At 35.1% G+C, this 21,617-nt stretch carries 11 protein-coding genes; 3 read left to right on the top strand and 8 right to left on the bottom strand.

The annotated features are described in order from the left end of the window. Nucleotides 1-63: 63 nt before the first annotated feature. A complete protein-coding gene (locus DM444_RS20520) occupies nt 64-7,833 on the bottom strand; it encodes a S8 family serine peptidase (protein ID WP_111290099.1) in 7,770 nt (2,589 codons plus the stop codon). A 600-nt stretch (nt 7,834-8,433) separates the two neighbouring features. On the opposite strand from DM444_RS20520, the gene DM444_RS20515 reads away from it, so the two are divergent. Together DM444_RS20515 and DM444_RS20510 are read left to right on the top strand one after the other, a co-directional pair. Next, the gene (locus DM444_RS20515; protein ID WP_162615018.1) at nt 8,434-9,999 is read left to right on the top strand and encodes a tetratricopeptide repeat protein; all 1,566 of its coding nucleotides are present in this window, start codon (nt 8,434-8,436) and stop codon (nt 9,997-9,999) included. 142 nt (nt 10,000-10,141) lie between these two features. Next, entirely contained in the window at nt 10,142-10,426 is a 285-nt protein-coding gene (locus tag DM444_RS20510; RefSeq protein ID WP_111290095.1) for a hypothetical protein, read from the top strand. Nucleotides 10,427-10,551: 125 nt separating this feature from the next. Here the strand turns inward: DM444_RS20510 and DM444_RS20505 are convergent, their stop codons facing one another. The 7 genes from DM444_RS20505 to DM444_RS20475 form a co-directional block, all read right to left on the bottom strand. After that, nucleotides 10,552-11,916 carry a S41 family peptidase gene (locus tag DM444_RS20505; RefSeq protein ID WP_111290093.1) on the bottom strand — a complete coding sequence of 455 codons (1,365 nt, stop codon included), beginning with the start codon at nt 11,914-11,916 and terminating at the stop codon, nt 10,552-10,554. Then, entirely contained in the window at nt 11,917-12,693 is a 777-nt protein-coding gene (locus DM444_RS20500; protein WP_111290091.1) for a hypothetical protein, read from the bottom strand. Between the two features lie 53 nt (nt 12,694-12,746). After that, nucleotides 12,747-13,592, bottom strand: a complete 846-nt coding sequence (locus DM444_RS20495; protein ID WP_111290089.1) for a T9SS type A sorting domain-containing protein — start codon at nt 13,590-13,592, stop codon at nt 12,747-12,749. Between the two features lie 173 nt (nt 13,593-13,765). Further along, nucleotides 13,766-15,067, bottom strand: coding sequence for a hypothetical protein (locus tag DM444_RS20490; RefSeq protein ID WP_111290177.1), 1,302 nt, complete (start codon nt 15,065-15,067; stop codon nt 13,766-13,768). Between the two features lie 487 nt (nt 15,068-15,554). After that, on the bottom strand, nt 15,555-18,782 hold the full coding sequence (locus DM444_RS20485; protein WP_111290087.1) for a TonB-dependent receptor: 3,228 nt from the start codon (nt 18,780-18,782) through the stop codon (nt 15,555-15,557). Nucleotides 18,783-18,862: 80 nt separating this feature from the next. After that, the gene (locus DM444_RS20480) at nt 18,863-19,708 is read right to left on the bottom strand and encodes a FecR family protein (protein ID WP_111290085.1); all 846 of its coding nucleotides are present in this window, start codon (nt 19,706-19,708) and stop codon (nt 18,863-18,865) included. A gap of 239 nt (nt 19,709-19,947) precedes the next feature. Then, a complete protein-coding gene (locus DM444_RS20475) occupies nt 19,948-20,544 on the bottom strand; it encodes an RNA polymerase sigma factor (protein ID WP_111290083.1) in 597 nt (198 codons plus the stop codon). A gap of 415 nt (nt 20,545-20,959) precedes the next feature. On the opposite strand from DM444_RS20475, the gene DM444_RS20470 reads away from it, so the two are divergent. Next, entirely contained in the window at nt 20,960-21,538 is a 579-nt protein-coding gene (locus tag DM444_RS20470; protein ID WP_111290081.1) for a hypothetical protein, read from the top strand. The last annotated feature ends 79 nt before the right edge of the window (nt 21,539-21,617 follow it).

Genomic DNA, 21,617 nt, shown 5'->3' with positions numbered 1-21,617 from the left:
CATCAGATTGAATTCTTATGCAACATTAAAATTGCATCACAGCGCATTTCTTCATTTCATTATTTACTCTCCTGATCTTTTGATAAATTTGAAAACTGATGACGTTCCTTCTTTTCCGCTAACATGCAAAAAGTAAGCGCCTGTCGGTAATGTGCTCAAATCTAACTGGCTATACTGTTTCAACTGTACATCATCAATATTAAATTTGCGTACAATTGAACCATTAAGAGCTACAACCTCAACAGTAACATCTCCAGCCCAACGGCTTGTCCACTTGATATTAACAGTATTTACAACAGGATTAGGAAATATATTAAGTTCAGCAACTTCTGACTGGTTTACAATAACCGTTACATGCTGTTCTGTACTTGCTCCGTAAATATCTGTAGCTGTTAAAACTAAATCGGTTTGACCATTAGAAATACTTTCAATTGTAAAACCAGTTGCTGATGCTGATAATGATGCAATTGCTGGATCTGCTATCACTGCCTGATAAGTCAATTCATCTCCGTCAGGATCAGTAAAATATTTATCAAAACTAAAGGCTTCCTGTACAGATAATTTATTGAATATAATTGCCTCTCCGCCAAGTGCAACAGGAGCACTATTATTTATTACTTTAACAGTTATCTGCTGTTCTGTACTTAATCCAAAAGCATCTGTCGCTGTTAGGGTTACAATTGTTTCTCCTACAGTATGCGTTTCAATTACAAACTGACCCAATTCCTGACCAACTGTTACAGTTACAATTTTATCATTTGCTGTCGTTGCTTTAAAAGTCATTTCATCGCCGTCTGGATCTGTAAAATAATCCTTGAATACTTTCACATCAAAATAATTCAGTTTAGAATAAATTAATTCTTCTGAGTTAGTTGCTATAGGTGCACGATTAGTTTTCAATACCTTAACTTCGAATACTGCTTCTGTAGATGCACCAAGCTCATCTGTTGCAGTGTAATTGATTGTATATGTTCCCGAAGTTTCATAACCCGGAGCAAGTTTTACTGAAAGTTCACCATCAGTCAGTTCAAATGTGGCCCATGACGGAGCATTAGAAGACTGAACCGTAATTTTATTCGCCTCTTGATCAGTCAGTCCGATTTTTACAGTTGCTTCTGAAGCTTCATTAACAACGATAGTTTCTACTGGTAAATTCGAGAAAACTGGAGCTTCATTAATATGCAATTTAACTGGAACCTTTCCGACACTATTAATAGGATCATTTGTTCTAATATTTAAAACCGCATGCTGATCTCCGCGAACTCCATTTGCAGCTATAAAGTCAAGCTGGACATCTTTTTTCTCGCTAGGAGTAATCGTTCCATCTGAAAGTCCATTTATAGAAACCCATGCATTAGAAGTATATTTTTCTTCACCTGCTCTCACCATCCATCCATAACCTGGGTATAAATCAGCTTCTTGTAAATCATACCATTTCTCGCCATCGCTTAATGTATATCTGCCAGGAGTATCTTCAATTCCAGAAATAGAACCTTGTACATACGGTAATTCATAAGGATATGTGATTACTACATAGAAATCTTCATTTGGATAAAGTCCTTTAGGCTCTTTTATAGGCAATGTTACCCAAGCACCAGTTTTACCGCCTTCATAAACATAATCAACAGAACCCTGATCTATTATTGTTGCATCTGCAACCGAAGAACCGCCTGCTCTTATCTCGTAAACAATAGTTCCTGATGGTTTATCAGTACCAAACATAAAGGTTTGAAAATGTGATAGCGTGAAACCTTCTTTACCTGCATTAAATCTGGTAGCGGTTGTAAAAGGTTCGCCTCCATCATAACCAAATCGCGTATCTGCAGCCGTCTTGTCTTCGTGAGCCAATACTCTGTTAAAAGTAGGCTCAGCATAAACACTAACGCCACCCTTAGCCACTGGATTTGATTTTAATATTGAATCTGCTTTAGCCGTTTTTCCTTTTTTAGCCATCGATTCTGAACCTGAAGTAATACCTGCTGGAGCTTTTCTCAAATAATCAATGCTCAGTTCGTATTTTAAATTTCCACCTCCCTGACCATTCTCAAAAACAGCATATTGCGTATCAGCATCCGTTAAATAATTAACAACACTATTAACTTCAATAGTTTTTACTGCTAAAGTTGGTGGCAGCACAACCTCAGCCTTAATCGGAATCAAGAATTTTGCTGCTGTGGCATTACTTTCAATAACAACATGATCACTAATAGAACCTGCTGCTGTTGGAGTATAAGTAATTCTAAATTTAGAATTTTCTCCTGGCAATATTACTGGGTAATTACCAGCTAAATCATTAATATTTGTCCAGCTCCAATAGCCTCCGCCGAACCAGCCTGTAAAAAAAGCATAAGTTTCAATGGCATATTCTGAAGAACCACTTTCTATCGAAATATTAGAGATTTGAAGTTTCTCTGCACCTGTATTTTGAACTAAAAATTCTCGTGAATAAATTGCATCTGGGTTCACCATTATTTCACCGAAATTTATTTCTTCTAAACTTGATGCAATAATTGGTGCTCCTGTAACAGTCAGATTGATTGGTTTTTCTAACAATTCCTGATTCGGAACATTTGTGCGCAATTTTAATTTTCCACTATATTCTCCTGCATAAATATTACTTGCATCAATATCTATCTGAGCACTTAAAGTCGTTCCTGCAGGAATTGTATGTTTTTTTGCAGGGCTGATCAAAAATGCCAAGCCTTTATCATGATTAACATTTGCATGATTTGAAATGATAACAGAATCTGACTGATCACCATTTTGAAGGCCTATAACCGATAAATTTGTTGTAAAATCTGCACTTCCGTTAACTTTATACTGAAACTTCATAGTACCATTTTTATAAATGATAACCTGAGCAGAAGTTGGATCTCCTAATCCGCCAAAGAAGTTTACAACGTATTCCCATGAGATAATAACTTTTTCATTATCTGCATAATAGAAAACTCCAACATCATCTTTTGGATAAGTCATCGTATCAAAAGCACCAAATACCCAATAAGGAGCAATAACCGTTTTTAATTCATCTGTTGGCATATTTCCAATAAATGGTGCAGGCGCTTCTGGCTGGTCAAAAGTTAATAATCCAGATATACCAATATGCATATCTGTATAATCTTTACCATAATAATTAAAAGACCATGGCATGGTTACTTTCTTCCAATATCCATCAACAGTCGTTGGATCATCGCCTACAGATAATTGAGTTCCTGTTTTACGAATATCAATCCATTGATAGTTTGTTCCATCATTAGAAAGCTCATAACTATAAGTGAAATTTGGAATAGCCTCTGCAGCAGCTGTCGGTACAGACATCGTTAGCCAGTTTGTGCCCGTAGCCACCACTTCAAGATCAGCTTTACCTGTGTTTTCAATAAGTAAAGGATATTTAGAGGTTTCTCCGTGTTGTAAAGTCTCTGTTATTAGATCTAAATTTGTAACTTTTATTCCTGGAGGATCTAATACTTTTCCAGCAAGTGTGATCGTATAATTACCTCCTTTATTATCGGTAATATGCAATAGATCTGCAAAATCACCTACAACATCAGTAGGCAAAATAACGTCGTAAACCTTAATAAGTCCCGGTGCAATTGTCGCGGTTGTTTCGCCTGTTACTTGAAATTTATTATTGTCTAAAGTAAAGCCTGTTAATGTTACAGAAGTAGTTCCCGTATTTTTAATACTGAACTTTTTGGATGCAACAGCTCCCTGAAACACATTTCCAAAATCAATATTTGTTTCAGATACAGCAAGCTCTGCCTTACCTCCGCTTGTGATATTAATTTGTATTAAAGGATTAACCTGTGCATTTACCGGATCTGTAGAAACGATATTTAAATATCTGTTGATCATACCTTCATTCAATGCTGCCGTTTCCATAACAACATCCATTTTTGCAGATTCACCTGGCAATAAAATTCCTCCAGCATTAGTTACAGAGGTAATCATATCTGGACCCGGATAATCAAAACCTAAAGCAAGTCCAGAATAAATGTTTGCTATTTTAGTATAATTATTGATTAAAATACCATCTGTCTGATCATAATCTTCTATAAGAACGTTTAGATATCCAAGGGTTTCATTCTGATAATTAATATTGTCATAGTAAAAACGGATATTCCCATCTGCAAATAAAACCATCTGTGCGCTGATCTTTCCTCCAAGTCCATCATCAAAATTAGAATATTGCACTATAACTCTATCTGCTTCCACTTTATAATGAACTGAACCTCCTTTGCTTAATTCAAAGTACGTTCCTAAAATAGAAATAAGGCCTTTTGGAGAATAAGGCGCCCCATCTAAAACCGGATCATTAATCGGATTTATTTCATCATCAAAAGCTGTAAAACCTTTGTAACTAATGTACAGCGTTTGCATTTTCTTAGCATAGTAAGGAAAATCAAATCCCATTTCAAGAGGATAATATCGGTTTGATTCTGCTTTAAAATAACTTGTAATGTCTGTTCCCGTTCCTGAAATATCATTGTATTCATACGTTAACGGAGACGTCTCTGAAGCATAGCTTGTACGGTATTTATATCCATATTTATGATATCCGCCTTCCCATGTATCACTAGTTCCTGACTGATCAAATTTTGGAACAAAATATTTTAATGCGGCCTTACCTTCATTTTTCACAGTAACTGAAGCCGTCACCTGATCTCCCAGCGCAACATTATCAATAAGTTGAGTCATTGGATCAACCACTATTTTTGCAGGTTCAGAACTTACTCCGAACAAAATAATACGCAAAGTTTTAGAACTGCTAGAAGAGGTAAGTGTTAAAAAACCATTATCGTTTCCTGTAGCGCTTGGTGTATATTTTACTTTAAGTACCGCTTCTGTATCTGCTGCAAGCTGATTTGGATAAGCACCAACAAGTTCAAAATTTTGATTAGAGATATTTAGAGCAATATCATTAAAATTACCCAATCCTGTATTTTTTACTACAAATTCCAATTCTTTGGAAGTTCCCTGAAAAACACTTGAGAAATCAAGTTTTTCTGGTCCTTGTAGAACTGGCTGCTGACCTGATACATTTACAGTAACCGGAATTTTAAGCTCTCTTTGAACTGCGTCATTAGATTTTAAAATCGCATTAGCATAATAAGTTCCATTTATCAGATTAGAAGCATCGGCAGAAAGAACTGTTTTTTCATTTGCTTTTCCGTTTACTTCGCCACTAGAAGGATCTAAGGACAAATATTCTCCTAAATATTTATTTTGGCTGCTTATAATGTTGAACCACGCAAAATCATTGCTTTCAAGAGCTGTGCTCAACGGTCCCCAAGTTTGTCCTACGTCAAAAGAAATAAAACAATTATCAGAGCCTTCAGGTGTATTTTCATAACCAAGCCCTAAAGGGTAAAGATTTCCTGCTGGAATATGCAATACAACCCAAAAAGTTTCTCCTTGCTGAAAAAACAATTGTTCCTCTAAGTTAATCGACACATAACCTTCAGACGCATCAAAAGGAGTATATTCTTGTGCGTATATTAAATTTTCTTTATTTAATGACGTTCCTTTATAAACTTCAATTACAACAGGACCAAATTTTGGATCTACTTTTAAGTAGCTTGTAATTTGTGTTAAGTTAAAACCATCAGCTTCACTAACAATGTATTTTGATGCAGCTGAGTTTGGAACATTAGTATCTGTATCTCCAATAAGATCTGTAGGATAATCAGAATAGCCTTTATCTACTTGAGTAAATCCAAACGGCTGGATTGCTGCTTTTTTTGATGTAGCTGCGATTTTAGATTTACTTCTACCCACTTTTCCTGCAGCTGCAACTTTTGTTGTTTTTGCAGAAGGGTATTTGATGTTTTTAGCAGAATAAGACAGAGCTGTTTCTTTATGACGGGCTAAAAATTCCCATCTCAATACTCCTTCTCCGTTATTTAAGATCGTCATGTCATGTGATCCCTTAAAAGAAGTGCCAGCATCTACATTTATTACAATGTCTTTGCTATTATCATCTACCGTAATTTCTGGACCTGCATTTGTTGTTCCCTGAACACTATTTGATAATTCAGACAAATTGTTCCATCTGTCTCCTGAAATCACAGTAAAATAATAGGTTGTAAGTCCTAAAAGTCCATTAATCGAATGAGTTACCACTGTTCCTGGTTCATCCGTATTTTTGATAATATCGTACTTTGCCGAAGCCAGATTATTTTTTGTTAATGGTGAAGTACTATAATAGATCCTAAAATCTACGGGTTTTAAATCATCCGTATCTGCTGGAACTGTCCATGATAAATTGGCAAATTCCTGCGCAATTCCCGTCACTGCCAAATCTGAAATCGCATTTGGCGCAACACCAGCATTATTTTGGATTGCTAAAAATGCATCTATATGACCTGAACCTAATTTCCCTTTATAATCAGGATTATGAGAATCGATATCTACTACTCCCGTCAAAAGTTTGGTTCTCAAAACTTCTGGTGTCAACTGGCTTTTTCTGTTGGCCAAAGCAAGAGCGGCAATACCAGAAACATGTGGACAAGCCATTGAAGTTCCCTGATAGAATCCGTATTGATTTTTAGGCAATGTGCTTAAAACTCCGTTTTTTGCCCCAAGTTCAGTTTCTCCTCCCGGAGCCGCAACGTCTACCCAAGTTCCATAATTAGAATAACTCGCTTTTTGCCAGTTTGGTCCAATTGAACTTACAGATAGAGTATTTTCGTAATAACCAGGAAACCATTCTCCATCAGAATCACTGTTTCCTGCAGCGAAAATTACTATTCCGCCTTTCATCGGACTATTAGGATAATCTCCTGCTTCTGCAATAAAATAATCTATAGCCTCCTTTATCGATTCGTCAAAATTTCCTGGTTCTGTATATCCCCAGCTATTTTGAGAAATTACTGCACCATTGTTTGCCGCATAGATATAACTTTCTTCAAAGCTTCCGCCACCTAAAGTCTGAACTGACATAATTTTAGTACCGTCATTATTGCCGCTCCCTCCAGCAACTCCACAAACACCAATTCCGTTGTTATTTACAGCAGATATTGTTCCTGCTACGTGCGTCCCGTGAGGCTGTCCTTCGATTGCTCCACTATTATTGTCAAAATTCCAACCATGAATATCATCAACATAACCATTTCCGTCATCATCGACTCCAGCAACTCCGTTAAGTTCAGCTTTATTAGTCCAGATATTCGCCAGAAGATCCGGATGTTGAATATCTACACCCTGATCGTGTATTGAAACTACAATTTCCGGATTCCCTTTTACAATATCCCAAGCCTTAAACAAATTAATATCAGAACCATCTGGATACCCCGTTTGTCCTGTATTGTTATAATGCCATTGCTCTGGCAATTTAGGATCGTTAAAATAAGAATCAGCTGCCGAAGATTTTGCATTGCTAATTTCAATTGTTTTAAAATTGTAATTAGACAGCACTTTTTGTTTCTCTGTTTCTGCTGCTTCAATTTCAGCAATTCCCTTGTATTTTTGTACTGCATCTTTAGCGCTCTGGTTCGCGTCTATGTCTACAACATACCATAAATCAAGTTTATGCTTTTTTAATTTTGCTTCTAATCTCGGATTAGGATTTTCTGGAAAGAGCCTACGCATATTCCGGGCTCCAACCTTACTCGAAACCTGATCAAAAGCCTGAATTCCGGTGGTGAGTTTTTTTCCGGTTGTCAGATTCATTTTCTTTAAAGTCGGTGCCAACTGTCCTGAAAACTTAATTTTAACAGAACCTTGTTTGACGCCTTCTTTAAAAGTCGCCTGCTGACCAAAGGAAAAAACTGACCAAAGCGAAAAAATAAAAAACCATAATAATCGATTTCCTTTTTTGTAATAATTTGTCATTAAAAGTTGTTTTTTGGTTAGTTAATGATTTTGTGTAATTAATAAAGCAACCTTTTGATTAAACACTAATCTTAGTATCGAAGAGTTTGCTGTTTTCATTACCCATTAAATGTTTCGAAGCAAGGATATGGAAAAATCAAATAGTGAGACTTCAAACCATAGTTACATCTTATATATAGCGAATAAACAGCTATTACATTTGTATAACAAAAAACCATAAAGCACTAAAAACAAGAACTTTATAAATTAAAAATTATTAAAAAATAGCCGTTTTAAATGATTCAAAATAGCAACAACCCACACAAAGTTTTGGCATCATATTGTATTAGAAAAATGCAGAAAGTTCGAAAAGCTGGCCATAATAAAGCTTTGCAGACTTTACATTTCTATATAACTTCAGCAATAGAAAACTTTGCAACCTTTAAGGTAAAATTCAATCTACCTGCTTTTTGAGCAAATCCCATTTACATAACTAAATCTTCAAAAATTATTCATAGTTTAGCAAACAAATCATTTAATTTGAAACGTTTTAACATTTATGCCGTTTTTTTCATATTTGTCTGTGAAGCACTGTTTTCACAAAATATTGCCAGTTTAAAATTGCAGTATGAAAAAAGCGCTGATGCGGATAAAAAAGTAAATCTCCTTGTTAAAATTGGGCAGAAATTAGAAAAACAGAACTTGAATTCAGCTCTGTTTTATTATAAAAAAGCGCTTTCATTCGAAAAAAAAATCAGTGACACCATTTTATCCAAAGTGTATTCGAATGTCGGAGATGTAAATTTACTGAAAGGTAATATTGATGTCTGTCTGGAATATCAGTTAAAAGCATTGAAATTATATGAGCGTTATCCGCCCGAGCAAAATATTATAGGAGTTTATAATAGTATAGCTCTCGTTTATTATTATCAGACTGATTTTGATAAAGCTCTTGAAAAATACAATCAGCTTAAAGCCCTGCTAAATAAAAATATTGTAAAAGATCCTAAAAAACTTCATTTTATTAAAGGAAAACTGCTCAATAATATTGGCATAATTTACGATAATAAACTTCAGGGAGATCTTGCGCTAGAATATTATGTACAGGCTTCAACTCATAGTAAAATAGCTAAGGATAATGAAAATCTATCTTCTGTATATTCAAATATGGGAATCATTTACCTCAAATCGAAACGTTATGATCTTGCTAAAGCCATTTTCATCGAAGCTCTTAATTTGCGAAAAAAAGAAAATAACATTTTCGGATTATCCAAATCAAATTACCACTTAGGAAGACTTTATAAGGAAAAACAGGAATTCGATAAAGCGCAACAGCACTTACTTGCCAGCCTAAAATATTCTAAGCAAATCAAATCTTCATCTTCCAGAGCATCTGCTTTGGAAGAACTGAGTCTTGTAATGGCCGGAAAAGGAGATTACAAAAGTGCCTACCAATACCATGTTGCTTATAAAGCCCTAAACGACAGCCTTTTTAATAAAGAAAATCAGCAAAAAATTACTCAGGCCGAAATGCAGTATAAATTTGATAAGGAAAAACAGGCAGCAAAAATAGCCCAAAACCACAGAGAGCTAGTTTACGCTATTATTGCGATTGTTCTGATACTGTTAATCATTATCGTGGTTATAATGTACCGACTTCAGGAAACCAAAGCTAAAATCCAGCAATTGGCAAAAGAAAGCGCAGAATCGAGCAATAAACAGCTTTCTTTAAGAGAAGATACCTTAAAAAGGGAATTAGAATTTAAAAATAAAGAGCTTACAACAAATATTATGTATCTCTTAAAAAAGAACGAATTTAATACTGAAATTTCAAACCGATTGATGGAGCTTAAAAAGCAAATGAAAAAAAACGATCAAGACGTTATTCAAAAAATAATTCTGGATATAAAAAATGCTCAAGATGATGATATCTGGAAAGAGTTTGAAGTTAGATTCAGTCAGGTTTATAATGACTTTTACGAACGTTTAAACATTAAATATCCAGATCTGACAATCAATGAAAAGAGAATCTGTGCCTTTTTAAGATTAAACATGACCACTAAAGAAATCTGCGCATTGACACGTCAGTCTTATAACAGCCTTAATGTAGCAAGGGCGAGATTAAGAAAAAAACTTAATATCCAAAATGAGGAAATCAATCTGGTGACTTTTTTAGAAAATATATAGGCATATTAAAATAAAAACCTAAGAAATCAAACATTTAAGCCTTACTTCAAATCTAAAACAAGCACCACACAGAATTCCGTCTTGGCTGCCTTAATGCAAACCAAAACAAAGATTTTTTCGTATATGAGGTTAAACGGCATTTATGAATACAACAGCCTCCCTTTTTGCAAAAATTCTAACAGCACTTTCTGATAGAGATAGTGGCTTGAATTTGGAACATCTTACAGCGCTTGTCTCACCCCTACCAGACAGTTCCGCTGGCTATGACGGCGCGCCCTCCATCGAAAAAAATGGACAGGCTGCGTTGCTCGACGCTTTGATAGCCCTGAATGATGGCGGGTATATTGTCTTAAATCCGCTTACTGACCAGAGCCGCATAACTTTAAAGGGACTTGTTTGGATAGGAACAAAAGCAAGCTTAAATTAATCATTTATCAAAAATTCAGCTAATCATGATTTTATCGAACGGATCAGAAACAGAATAAAGAAAAATTACCACCCAATTTCAATATATGGCAACTGTAAGATTTCTTTTTAGCCATTAATAAGGAATCATTCAGAATTAATCTGAACAAATGGATCAATATCATAGGTTTTATGCAATGTTAGTTTTTTAACCAACATACTCTTTTGACCTTTGGCACTGATTCTGTTGTTTAAAGCTTTATTTAATACTGTTTCCTGTATGTCACCTAATGGAAAAACTTCAATATTCTGAAGTTCATTTATTTCTATATCAGGATTTATTCCCAATGCATAGCTGCCTTCATTATGGGCATTAAAGAGTTTATAAATCACTGGATATAAAACCCATCCTCTTTCCCCTGAAATGCGATTATCTTCTACAGCAAATCCTGCCACGTCCTTTCCTACCGTTTTTTCTCCTATAACAATAACCTTCATATACGGTTTGAGATTATTGATAATAATTTCAGAAGCTGATGCTGTATGGCTACCAGTTAAAATAAATATTTCCTGGATAGGCGGATGGACAGCTCGTAATGCTTCAAAACTTACCTGAGTTTCATTCATTACTAAAGCTTCTTTAAATGTTTTGTTGACTACGCCTCCGTTTTTATTGCCTCTAAAAGTAATAAACAGATCATCTGATTTGATATTAGGAGCCAGAATAATACTTAAAGCCACCGCCGAAGAAACATCTCCTCCTCCATTATAACGCAAATCAACAATAATTTTGGAAATCGATTGATTTTGAAATTCCCTGAAAACCGAAAGCAGCGAACCCGCCAACCCGATGTCAAAATGGGAGATTTCAATATATCCAACTTTTTGATTTTCGTAAAGAATCGCTTTACTGCTGATTGGATTGGAAAATGTGAAGCCTCGTATAATTTCTATTTCTCCATCATCAGAAAATCCGTCAGCCTCACTATATTGCATTAACTGCAATGTCAATTTAGATGAAGATGCTGCAGCTTCATATAAATTTTCAAAATTCTGGCTGCTTAAAGAAGTTCCATTAATGGATTTGATGAACAATCCTCTTTTTAAGCCAGCACGTTCAGCTGGAGAATCCGCAAGCACATATAAAATCACTCCATAGGTTTGTCCATCATATTCTGCAAACGAAATATCAAAACCATAACTGTTCCTGATACTCTGAGGTGCTGTTTCCGGTAATGACGGATAAACGGCATACGAAAAGCGATCGCCTTTATAGAGCATTTCTTTAAAGTAATCTTCTGGCTTTAAAGATAAGCTGGTGTTTTCGGGTAAATTTTCATTCCATAAATAATACCTTTTCATCTGTTCTAATATCCAGCTGTTTGTATATTCATTGGTTCCTTTTTCATAAACTGCAGGATCATAATAATTGTTACACGAAACGGACAGGACCGCCAAAAAAGCCCCTAATAAAATAATGAAAACAGTATGATATTTAGGAATGTATATCATCTAAAATGAGAAATAATCAGTTAGATTAATTAATCCCTCAACATGAGAAAATGTACCTGTTTCTTTTGGCTTCTCTTCAAAAACAATCAGACTTGATTTATTTTTCTGCATAACGGTGCGAAAAATAACTCTCTGTCCTAATATATATGATTCGTTTGTTCCATGTTTTACCAATTCAATATCGATAATAGGTGGCAAACTAAACTGATATTCGGCAAAAGTGCTAAAATTTGTTGTGGTTATATTTTCGCATATGCCCACCTGTTCTCCGTTTACTTTTCTAATTATAGCATCTAAAGCGCCTGTATAGCTGCTTTTAGAATATTTATTCATTGCTGGGAAAATAAATTTATATCCCGTACGTCCCACTGCGGATAAGGTTCCAGGTTTAAAAGATAAAACATCGTCTACCCAGATTTCTTCTTTAGTATAAAATGAAAGTGTATCTATAGGTTTAGCCGATGTGAAAAGATAGGAATGTATAACTGCTTTTGTCTTTTTATTGATGATTTCTACTGTTTTTCTGCTGTTTCCATAAAATACAAAATCATGATTTTTCTCAATTTTTTTAAGGAAAGCATCATGTTTGGCATCAACAGCCAGTATCTTGCCGTCAACAGCGATCTGTAGTGAATCCTGCATGGCATTGTAGCCACGTATAACAATCTTACCTGCTTTCTGCTCTTCATAAAGTGGCACCAGATTATCATTAGTGCAAGCGGTAAAAAATACAATTGTAATTAAAAAAAGAAATGCGGCTTTGACTATTTTCTTCATGAAGTCTAAATATTATAAAAATGTTTTTGTGAGTGTAAGTTCATAAAGCCCTGCTATTGCTTTATAAACTTTATTTTTTGAATAGAATCTTCGTTTTCAATAACCAGAAAATACAATCCTGAAGACAAATCGTTTACTGCAATTCCTGAGGCATTGTATTTAGGTTCTTTTACCAAAACTCCTGAGACATTGTATATTTTTAAATCGAGGTTTTCAGTCTCAACTGTATCTCCTATTTCAAGCCTTAAAAGGTCTTTTACCGGATTTTGTTTTAAGAAAGTGGTTTTCTTTCCATCAGCGTCATCTAAACCTAATGCAGCTGCAGTAATCGAAATTTTATCTATTTCGTAGCCGATAACGAAGTTTGGCGTGGTTACAAAAGCAATATATACTTTTTTCTGTCCTACAAGTTGAGAGATATCTAGGATATAATCTTTAAACTCCGCATCTGTTACCGATTCTCTTGTAATTTCCAGAGTTCCAATCTGGGTAAAAGAATCAGGATTGGTATCAGTTGTAGAAGCATATATGTATAAATTATCAGGACCGTCGAATATGGCTTTTTGTGCATTTATAATCAGCTCCATAGTTCCTGCATAATATGATAAGTCTATTTCTGGCATTATTGCCCAGTTTTTTTGTTCCACTCCAAGTGGTGCACCTGAAGCGAAATCAATATTGTAAGTGCCCAGCACTTTGTAGCTGCCGCCTGTTATAGCGCCGTTTTCATCAAGCTGTAAATTGTTTCTTGCAATCCAATTCATTCCATCTCCATCAGCATCTGTTAAAATCCAATCAGATACCTCAGCATCTTCAAAATCATCCTCCCAAATTGTAAATTGCGCATTTGCCATTCCAGAAGCAAGTAAAAATAGTAGTGCGAGTAGTTTTTGTTTCATTTTTTGGTATTTAAAAAGAGACTGCCTAAAGAGCGGGCACAGCAGTATATATTTTGCAGTAAGATGAGCAATGATAAAGCAAAACGAATATACCGACTTGTACTGCTCTAAAGAAAAAAACATAAACACACTCTTCAGGCAGTCTCATACTATTATTTAATACGGAGTACTAATTAAAAATTAGTAAACTTAGTCCAAGTATTAGTCCAGTTAGCTTCAGTTTTAAACGCTCCTGTAGCTCCTGTGAAGTTTAAAGCTCCATTATTGAAGAATGGCTGAGTTAAGCTCCAAGCAGTTGCAGGATTAACTGTAGATGTTGTGCTTCCTAATCCTAATGAAGTACCAACTGGAAGAACAGGGTTTGTAAATCCGTGAACTGATAAAAGGCTCCAAGAAGAGTTAGCTGGCAAAGAAGGGCTTTCCCATCTGATACCTGTAACATATCCAGTAACTGTAACGTTCGTAAGGCTGATTTGTCCCAATCTACGTACGTGGATAGCATTTTCGTAAAGAGCAGCATCTGTTGAAGAACTTGCACCCACGATAGACATTTGAGAAATAACTGGTCTTGTAATTAATGTAGTAGATGAACCTGTAGCATTGTTATCTAATTCGATACCATTTGAGTCAGGGCTTCCTCCACTTAAACTGTGAGTAGAATTTTTATCAGCAATAGCGATAGCTTTAGTGATTGTTCCTGTATAACCAAAATCAAAGTCAAAGTTATCATCATCTGGTGCGAAAGATACTAAGTGAGAAGCATTAACAGTTCCTCCGAAGAATTCGAATGAATCATCTCTACCGTAAGAAACTTGTACGTAATCGATAGAAGTTCCGCTACCAACACCACCAGCTGTTAAACCGTTGATTTCAACTCCTGTTGCAGCATCAAGGATACGTCCAGCGAATTCAATGCGAACATATTTCAAGATACCAGCGTTGTGAGCATTGTTTGAACCACCATAGTAGAAATCAGATACGTTTGGCTGATCTCCTAAACCTTCAATAACGTTAGTAGTAACTCCAGTGTTAGTTTGAGCATCTCCTAAAAGTACAAGTCCACCGAAATCACCTGGAGCAGCTACAGTAGCCGCGTTTACATCTAATAAGTTATAGCTTGTAAAGATAACCGGAGAAGCAGCAGTTCCCTGAGCATCGATCTGTCCTGTTTTAGTGATTACTAATACACCTGTAGCTGCTCCACCTGTTAATGGTTTAGCTTTGATGAAAGTACCTGGCTGTATAGTTAATTTAGCCCCAATTACGCGAACAACTCCACTGATTTCCCAAACTCTGTCGTTTGTCCAAGTAGTGTTTGTAGTAATGTTTCCGCTTACAGTCTGAACTGCGGTTGGAACACCTGAATAATCTGCACCAGCAGAGTTCATTGCAAAAGAAGAATCAGCAGCCGCATCATCATTTTGGCAAGAATTAAAGAACATCATTGCAATCGCTAACAAAAAAACTTTTTTCATGGTAATTGAATTTTGATTATATTGCTGCATGTTTTTACATCAGAGGTCATTGAGAGGAGCAGCAAATTATCTTCTCTTTGGCCTTTTCCTTTTTGGTAAACTTTGTAATAAGTGTTCCGTTTTACCACCGGAGACCTATCCCTTATATTCTTCTTTCGTTTCAGGGGCATTCACGAAAGGATTATTTCTTTTAAAAACTATCGGCAGGCTTTACAGTGAAATTTTATTCGTGAAATTCAATTTTACCTATATAGTCAGCTCTTGTGACTTGGATTTTATTTGCAGATTTCTGACGTGTCAATTTTTTACTTTCAAACTGCAGTTTTTAAAAAAATTAAAATTTTAAACCGATCTTGATAAGAGCGTGATGAATTGCTTATTTATTTACATTAGATTTCAAATGAGGGAAAAATCACTTAAAATTTTATCCTTAACAGTTTCTTAATTTTTACCATCACTTATGTTAAAAATCAAGCATTCAATGTTATTAAAATGAGTAGCTTAGCGAAAGATTGATGCTTCTGCCTGTCCAAGCCTTAAACATTTTTCTATCGATATAAGGATCATATTTGTCTGAAGCTCCAGCTCCTAATGCTTTCTGATCTCTCGGATTCGCACCAACTTCAAAATCAACGTTTTTAGAATAGCTGTTTGCATTGTTATAGGTTTCAATAGCAGTGTCAAAAAGGTTTTTGATTCCCAGTTTTAGTTCTAAATTTCTTTCCTCAAAAAACCTATAGCTTACCTGTGCATCAGTTACGCCATACGGCATACGGATTTCTTCGGCTTGATAATCAAAACCTACCAGAATATACTGGTCGCCAATTGCATTATGTCTGATACTGAAACCGAAACGATCCCCTATATAATCCATTCCAATATTGTAGTTGTAAGGAGCCTGGCCAAACAGCGGACGGTTTGCTTCATATAATCCTCCCGTTCCATCAATATTGACATAACCTGTTACTTTAGTGGTATTGAAAGCGGCATTTCCAGAAATGAAAATTTTCCTTAATAAATCGCCTTCTCCTAGAAAAGATAAATTCTTATAGATTTCAAATTCAAATCCAAACAGTTCTGCACTGTCAGAATTCATGTTATAGATGTATCTCGTTCCTCCGTCATTTCCTATCTGAGTAACGCCTTCAATTGGATTCTTGATATTCTTTTTGTAAATGCCAAATGAAATAATCTCACCTTGCGACGGAAACCATTCTGTTTTAAAATCATAATTATCAACCACTGTAGAAACAATTCCGCCTGTATAGTTTAATACCATCGCATTGCGCACTGGATCATAATAGGGCATGTTTAGACGTTCTGAGAATTGTGGTCTCAATACCGATTTATTATATCCAAGCCTAAGATTTAATTTATTGGAAGGGCTTACCGTAAGATTTGCTGAAGGCAGATATTGCCAAACTTTATCATCTTTCTGTACCGTTTCAAAACCGCCTGCATTGTCTGACTGACTTGCAATTTGTGTATATACATAGCTTTCAGCACGAAGTCCCCATACCAATCGAACGTATTGGCTAAATTTATTGTCGAGCATTAAAAAAGGAGAATGAACTTTTACATCTCCTATATACTCATTACCATAAGTGGTAATCCTTTTCCAGCCAAAACCTCCCCAGCGGTAATAAGAGCCATCTAACAGCTCTGAAAGAGGAAAATCAACAATGGCAGTATCTGTTCCTTGTCCAACAACATTTAAAGCTGAAGACTCCTGCTGGTTCTTGGCTTTTTTATAAGTTCCAAAATATCCTGCTTTTACTATATTGGCAAAAGAATCATTAAAGTCAAAAGCATAGCTGAAGTTTATTCCACCATTATAATCGTTTTCACTATTGGTGAAATTTGATCTTTTAAAGCTTTCAGGATCTGAATTGTAAACCAATTGATAAAGCTGCGTATCATCGCCTACTTTTCTGCGAAGGCTCGTTAGGAAAGTAGCATCTTTTGTATCTTTTGAAGTGCTACTGAAAGCTCCAAACCAATTGATTTCAAATTTCCCGAAACGGTGGTTCCCTTCAATTTTATTTTGAATAAAAGTCTGATAAACCGGATAATCTGTTTCTTTGGTAAAAGGAAGAAAAGTACCGTCAACAATTCCTTCAAGGTTTCCTGTATACATATTCCAGCCCGTAATTTGAGTAAGCTGGTTGTCATACATATGCATATAGGTATTTCGGGTAGTAATTTTATGCTTTCCTAACTGGATTCCTGCATTTAACATTCCGCCCAAAGTAGAATTGAAGTTATAAGAAGCTCCCGAATTTTTAAAGCCATATTTTTTGAAAGTAGAATATCCATTTTCTTCTTCCGGAACAAACTCTGAATTTGGCATATAGCTTCCTCTTTCGGTATGATCGATTTTTAACTGATCCTGCGTATTCTTAAAAATAGCCGATCCCACAAAACCAAACTTATTATTATCTTTTAATTTATAAACCTGTCCCAAAGCAAATTGTAGCGAAGTTCCAGGAGTAGCATAGGTTTTAAAAGTGGTGAAATTATCCTGCGTGAACCTTTTAGACTGTTCTATAAACGGACCTGATTCTGCTTCAGTTGTTGGAACATCAATATTTGTCAAACCTGAAGGATAAGTTCTCGTCCCGTCGTCAAAACCTATATAATCATGTTCTCCTTCCTTTTTTGTCAAACGATCTTTAAAAGTGGCTCTGCTGTTGTATGAAGTTCCAATAGAAAAAGCCATAAAATTTTTCTTAGGAATATCTTTTGTTTTTACCTCTACAGATCCTCCCGCAAAATTGGCATACATATCTGGCGTAGCATTTTTACTAACTACAACGCTTTCTACCATAGCAGTCGGGATAATATCAAAATTGAACTGCTGTTGGCTTGGATCTGTGCTTGGGAGGTTTACTCCATCCATAACAGCCTGATTCCAACGTTCTCCCATAGAACGAACTACTACATATTTATCATCAATGGTTGTAACTCCTGTAATACGCTTTAAAGTGCTTCCAACATCTTTATCTGGTGTTCTGGCAATCTGTTCGGCAGAAATACCATCTGAAAGCTGTGCCGCTTTTTTTTGCTGTAGCAGCATTCCTTCAGTTGAAGCTGTCGCTTTTTGAAACGTCTGTGTTACTACAACTTCATCCAGAGATTCCGAATCATCTTTCAAAATAACATTCAGCGCAACGTCAGACTCTGCAACTTTTATATCTGTAATTTTTTGAGTTTGGAAAGAGACATAACTTACTTCTATCGAATAGGTTCCAGCTTCTAAGCTAAATGAATAATTTCCGTCAAAATCAGAAACGGCAGCATTAGCAGTTTCAATAACTCTAACCGAAGCTCCTGGAAGTGCCAAACCATTTTTGTCTACTACCTTTCCTGAAATGCTTCCGAGCTTTTTGGAAGCCGATTTTTTATTTACGGCAATATTGGTATTATTTCTTCTGAAATTTAAGTTCGTAAGTGTTTGAAGTTCTGCCAAAAGATCATCTATGGAAATATTCTCTTTTTTAAGATCAATAAGCGGTTTGCTTAAATCCATATCTTTCTGATAAATGAAACGATACGGCGTTCTGGATTCTAAATTTTCAAAAACCTGCTGTGGAGAAACATTTTTAAAATCAACAGAAACAGCACCCGACTGAGAATAAACATTTGTGATCCCCAAGAAAATGCAAAAAAATAGAATTTGTACGGCAGTAGGAAACTGCCTAAAATAATCATTCATAATAAATAATTTGTTTTTGGTTGTATATATTTTTTTCTGGATTATAGAGATAAGGTTCAGCAGACCTTTTCGTATGCTGATTATCGGCTTACAACGTAGGTATCATTACCAACAGGTTTAATGGTAATTTCTAATGCAAAAGCAATAGTCTGCAATATTTCCTGAACTCCTTGTCGGGTATCAAGAGTTCCTTTCACCTGAAGCTTTTTTAGATCTTCACTGGCATATTTAAAAGTAAACTCGTGATTTGCTTTTAGTTTTTCAATAACGGCTTCAAGACTTAAGCCGTCTACATCAATAAGGGAGTTTTTCCATTCTGGATCAATAACCAAAGCCTTACGTTTTTGAACTATATTTTCTTTTGGAACAAATACAGCTGCAGAACCTCTTTCAAGAAAAACAGCATTCTGGCTACTTTCTACTTTGACCTTTCCTGTTCTTACATTTACCTCAGCAATATTCCCATACGCTTTTACATCAAATGAAGTTCCTAAAACGGTAGTTTTTATATTTCCTGAGCTGATAATAAAAGGACGTGAAGTATCTCTTGCCACTTCAAAAAAAGCTTCCCCTTTTAATTTTATGATTCGCTCCTTCCCAGCAAACTTTTCCGGATATTCAATTCGTGTGTTTTCATTTACCCAGACACGGGTTCCATCAGACAGACGAATTAGCCTAATATCTTGCGGATAGGTTTGTGTGATAACTCCAGTAGTTTTTAAAGACTGAGATCCAAAATAAAACTGAGATACGGCAAGTGAAATAAAAAGAACTGCGCAGGCGGCCACAGCTCCGCGGTAAATATTTCTGCGTCTATTAATAGTTACCGATGCAACAGCATGCCACATTCGCAGTTTTACTTCTTCGGGAAATATTCCTTTCTGCGGTAATTCGTCCCATTCTTCTTTTAGCCGATTTAATTTCATTTTATAAGAGTAAAATTAATGTTTAAGGAAAATCCTCAAAATATCCTGTCAATCTACATTAGACAGCTTTACTCCAAAAAATCACGGGCAATTTCAGACTTAATGATTTATTAATACATAAAAAAAGCCATATTTCCTTTAACCCTTTAAAATCTAACACCTTAAAAAACAAGCTCAAAAATCAGGTTACAATTCCTTTACAATGCCGATACATTTTTAATCAAAATAGCTTTAGGGTTTTATGAAAAATCAGTAAAAGAATTCAAGGAATGGCAGTGATTGATAAAAAACAGTGCAAACCAATACAGTTCATGGCTTTCTACAGAATTCTTTCTAAGATATTGGAGTGTTTTTGATATCTGATTAGCGACGGCACTCTGAGACATTCCCATTTCCTCGGCAATCTCTTTGTAGCTCATTTCATCGAACTTATGGAGTGTGAAAATTTTTCTTCTTTTCTCAGGAATCTGTTGCAGCAAATGCTCTATCTTCTCCAGTTTTGAAGACAGATCAGTTTCTGCCTCTTCAGCACTGTCAAGTTCTTTAATTAACTGGGAATCTTCGACCGAAAGAATGCGATTCTGCTTTTTATACCATTTGGAAATTTCCTGTTTGCAGCTTTTAAATAAAATAGAATCAAGTTCTACGGAAGGATCAATTTTACTGCGATATTTCCAAAGATGGATAAAGACATTCTGAGTGATGTCTTCGGCATCGGACTGCCGAGCAGCATATTTCTTAACAAAACAAAAAACTTTAAAATGATACAATTCATAGATTTCTTTAAAGCAGGAATCATCTCCATTTCTTAATCTTGTAATCAAAACAGTGCTCATAGTATAATTTTAAATTGGAAAAGAATCCTTACAAAATTACCGCAAACAGAGTTTCATTATTTTGCTTACACATTCATTTAATGATTTTTTAATATTAGCAGAAAAAGAAGACGTTTTTAAATGCAAAAAAAAGATTCTGAAGCTATTAGTCCAAAATCCTTTCATGAATTTATACCTTTTTTTTTCTGTTTATTCTTAGGAAGGCTTTTAAAAAATAACAATCGCAATATAACCGCCAAAACCTAAATGCTACTCACCGCGCAGTGTAAATGAAAAGGATTCACTTGAAGTTCTATGAAATAAAAAGGCTATTTTTGAAAATAAAAAAAAACTAGCGTCCGCCAACCCACCCAAAAAAATAGGGTAAATAAGCGAAGTATTTGTGAGACATATATCTTAGTTAAAGAATAATTTTATGAAAAAAACTTTCTGTTATACATTAATACTGATTATAGCACTTTCCTGTTCTGAGAAAAAAACAAAGACAGAAAATATTATAGTTAAAAATAGTAAATCCGATACGGTTTTAAAAACAGATAATGGTAAATCAGAAAACGATTCAGATTGCGTATTTGATGACAATTACAAAAAAATAACAGAGGAATGGCTCAATGAGCTTGAAATCAAAAAATATGTTTGGGATCCAAAAACCAACAAAGCGACATTAATATACAATGGAGACACTCTAACTGTATATAAAGGCGGCTGTGACCATTTTATCAGTTCAGTAGAAATTAAAACAGATATTTACCCAAACAAGGAATTAGATAGTGCTTTAATAGGCAAAATTAACGATATAGCATGTAAATTTAAATTTGACAACTATTGCAAAAAGCTTATCGAAGGCCGATTTAAAAAAAATGACAATGCCAATTCATCATTATTTTTGGAGTTTGAAGATGATGATCCAGAAGATAATTTAGTTTCTGAAGGGATACAGATTTTAGAAAAAGAAAAAAGCACATTCATTACAATATCAGAGTATTATAATTAAAACTGCTGCTAATAGCCATTTAGTACAATAACACTATAAAAAGATTAACTAATACAACGGGAGCATTACTCATATAACT

Source organism: Flavobacterium ginsenosidimutans (genome assembly GCF_003254625.1).
GTDB lineage: Bacteria > Bacteroidota > Bacteroidia > Flavobacteriales > Flavobacteriaceae > Flavobacterium > Flavobacterium ginsenosidimutans.
The sequence above is the reverse complement of the archived record's forward strand: the minus strand, read 5'-3'. Positions and strand labels throughout refer to the sequence as shown.

Bases quoted from the DNA above. Each gene is read 5' to 3' on its own strand.
- DM444_RS20520 (WP_111290099.1), bottom strand. From the start codon at position 7,833: ATGACAAATTATTACAAAAAAGGAAATCGATTATTATGGTTTTTTATT.
- DM444_RS20510 (WP_111290095.1), top strand. From the start codon at position 10,142: ATGAATACAACAGCCTCCCTTTTTGCAAAAATTCTAACAGCACTTTCT.
- DM444_RS20505 (WP_111290093.1), bottom strand. From the start codon at position 11,916: ATGATATACATTCCTAAATATCATACTGTTTTCATTATTTTATTAGGG.
- DM444_RS20500 (WP_111290091.1), bottom strand. From the start codon at position 12,693: ATGAAGAAAATAGTCAAAGCCGCATTTCTTTTTTTAATTACAATTGTA.
- DM444_RS20495 (WP_111290089.1), bottom strand. From the start codon at position 13,592: ATGAAACAAAAACTACTCGCACTACTATTTTTACTTGCTTCTGGAATG.
- DM444_RS20490 (WP_111290177.1), bottom strand. From the start codon at position 15,067: ATGAAAAAAGTTTTTTTGTTAGCGATTGCAATGATGTTCTTTAATTCT.
- DM444_RS20485 (WP_111290087.1), bottom strand. From the start codon at position 18,782: ATGAATGATTATTTTAGGCAGTTTCCTACTGCCGTACAAATTCTATTT.
- DM444_RS20480 (WP_111290085.1), bottom strand. From the start codon at position 19,708: ATGAAATTAAATCGGCTAAAAGAAGAATGGGACGAATTACCGCAGAAA.
- DM444_RS20475 (WP_111290083.1), bottom strand. From the start codon at position 20,544: ATGAGCACTGTTTTGATTACAAGATTAAGAAATGGAGATGATTCCTGC.
- DM444_RS20470 (WP_111290081.1), top strand. From the start codon at position 20,960: ATGAAAAAAACTTTCTGTTATACATTAATACTGATTATAGCACTTTCC.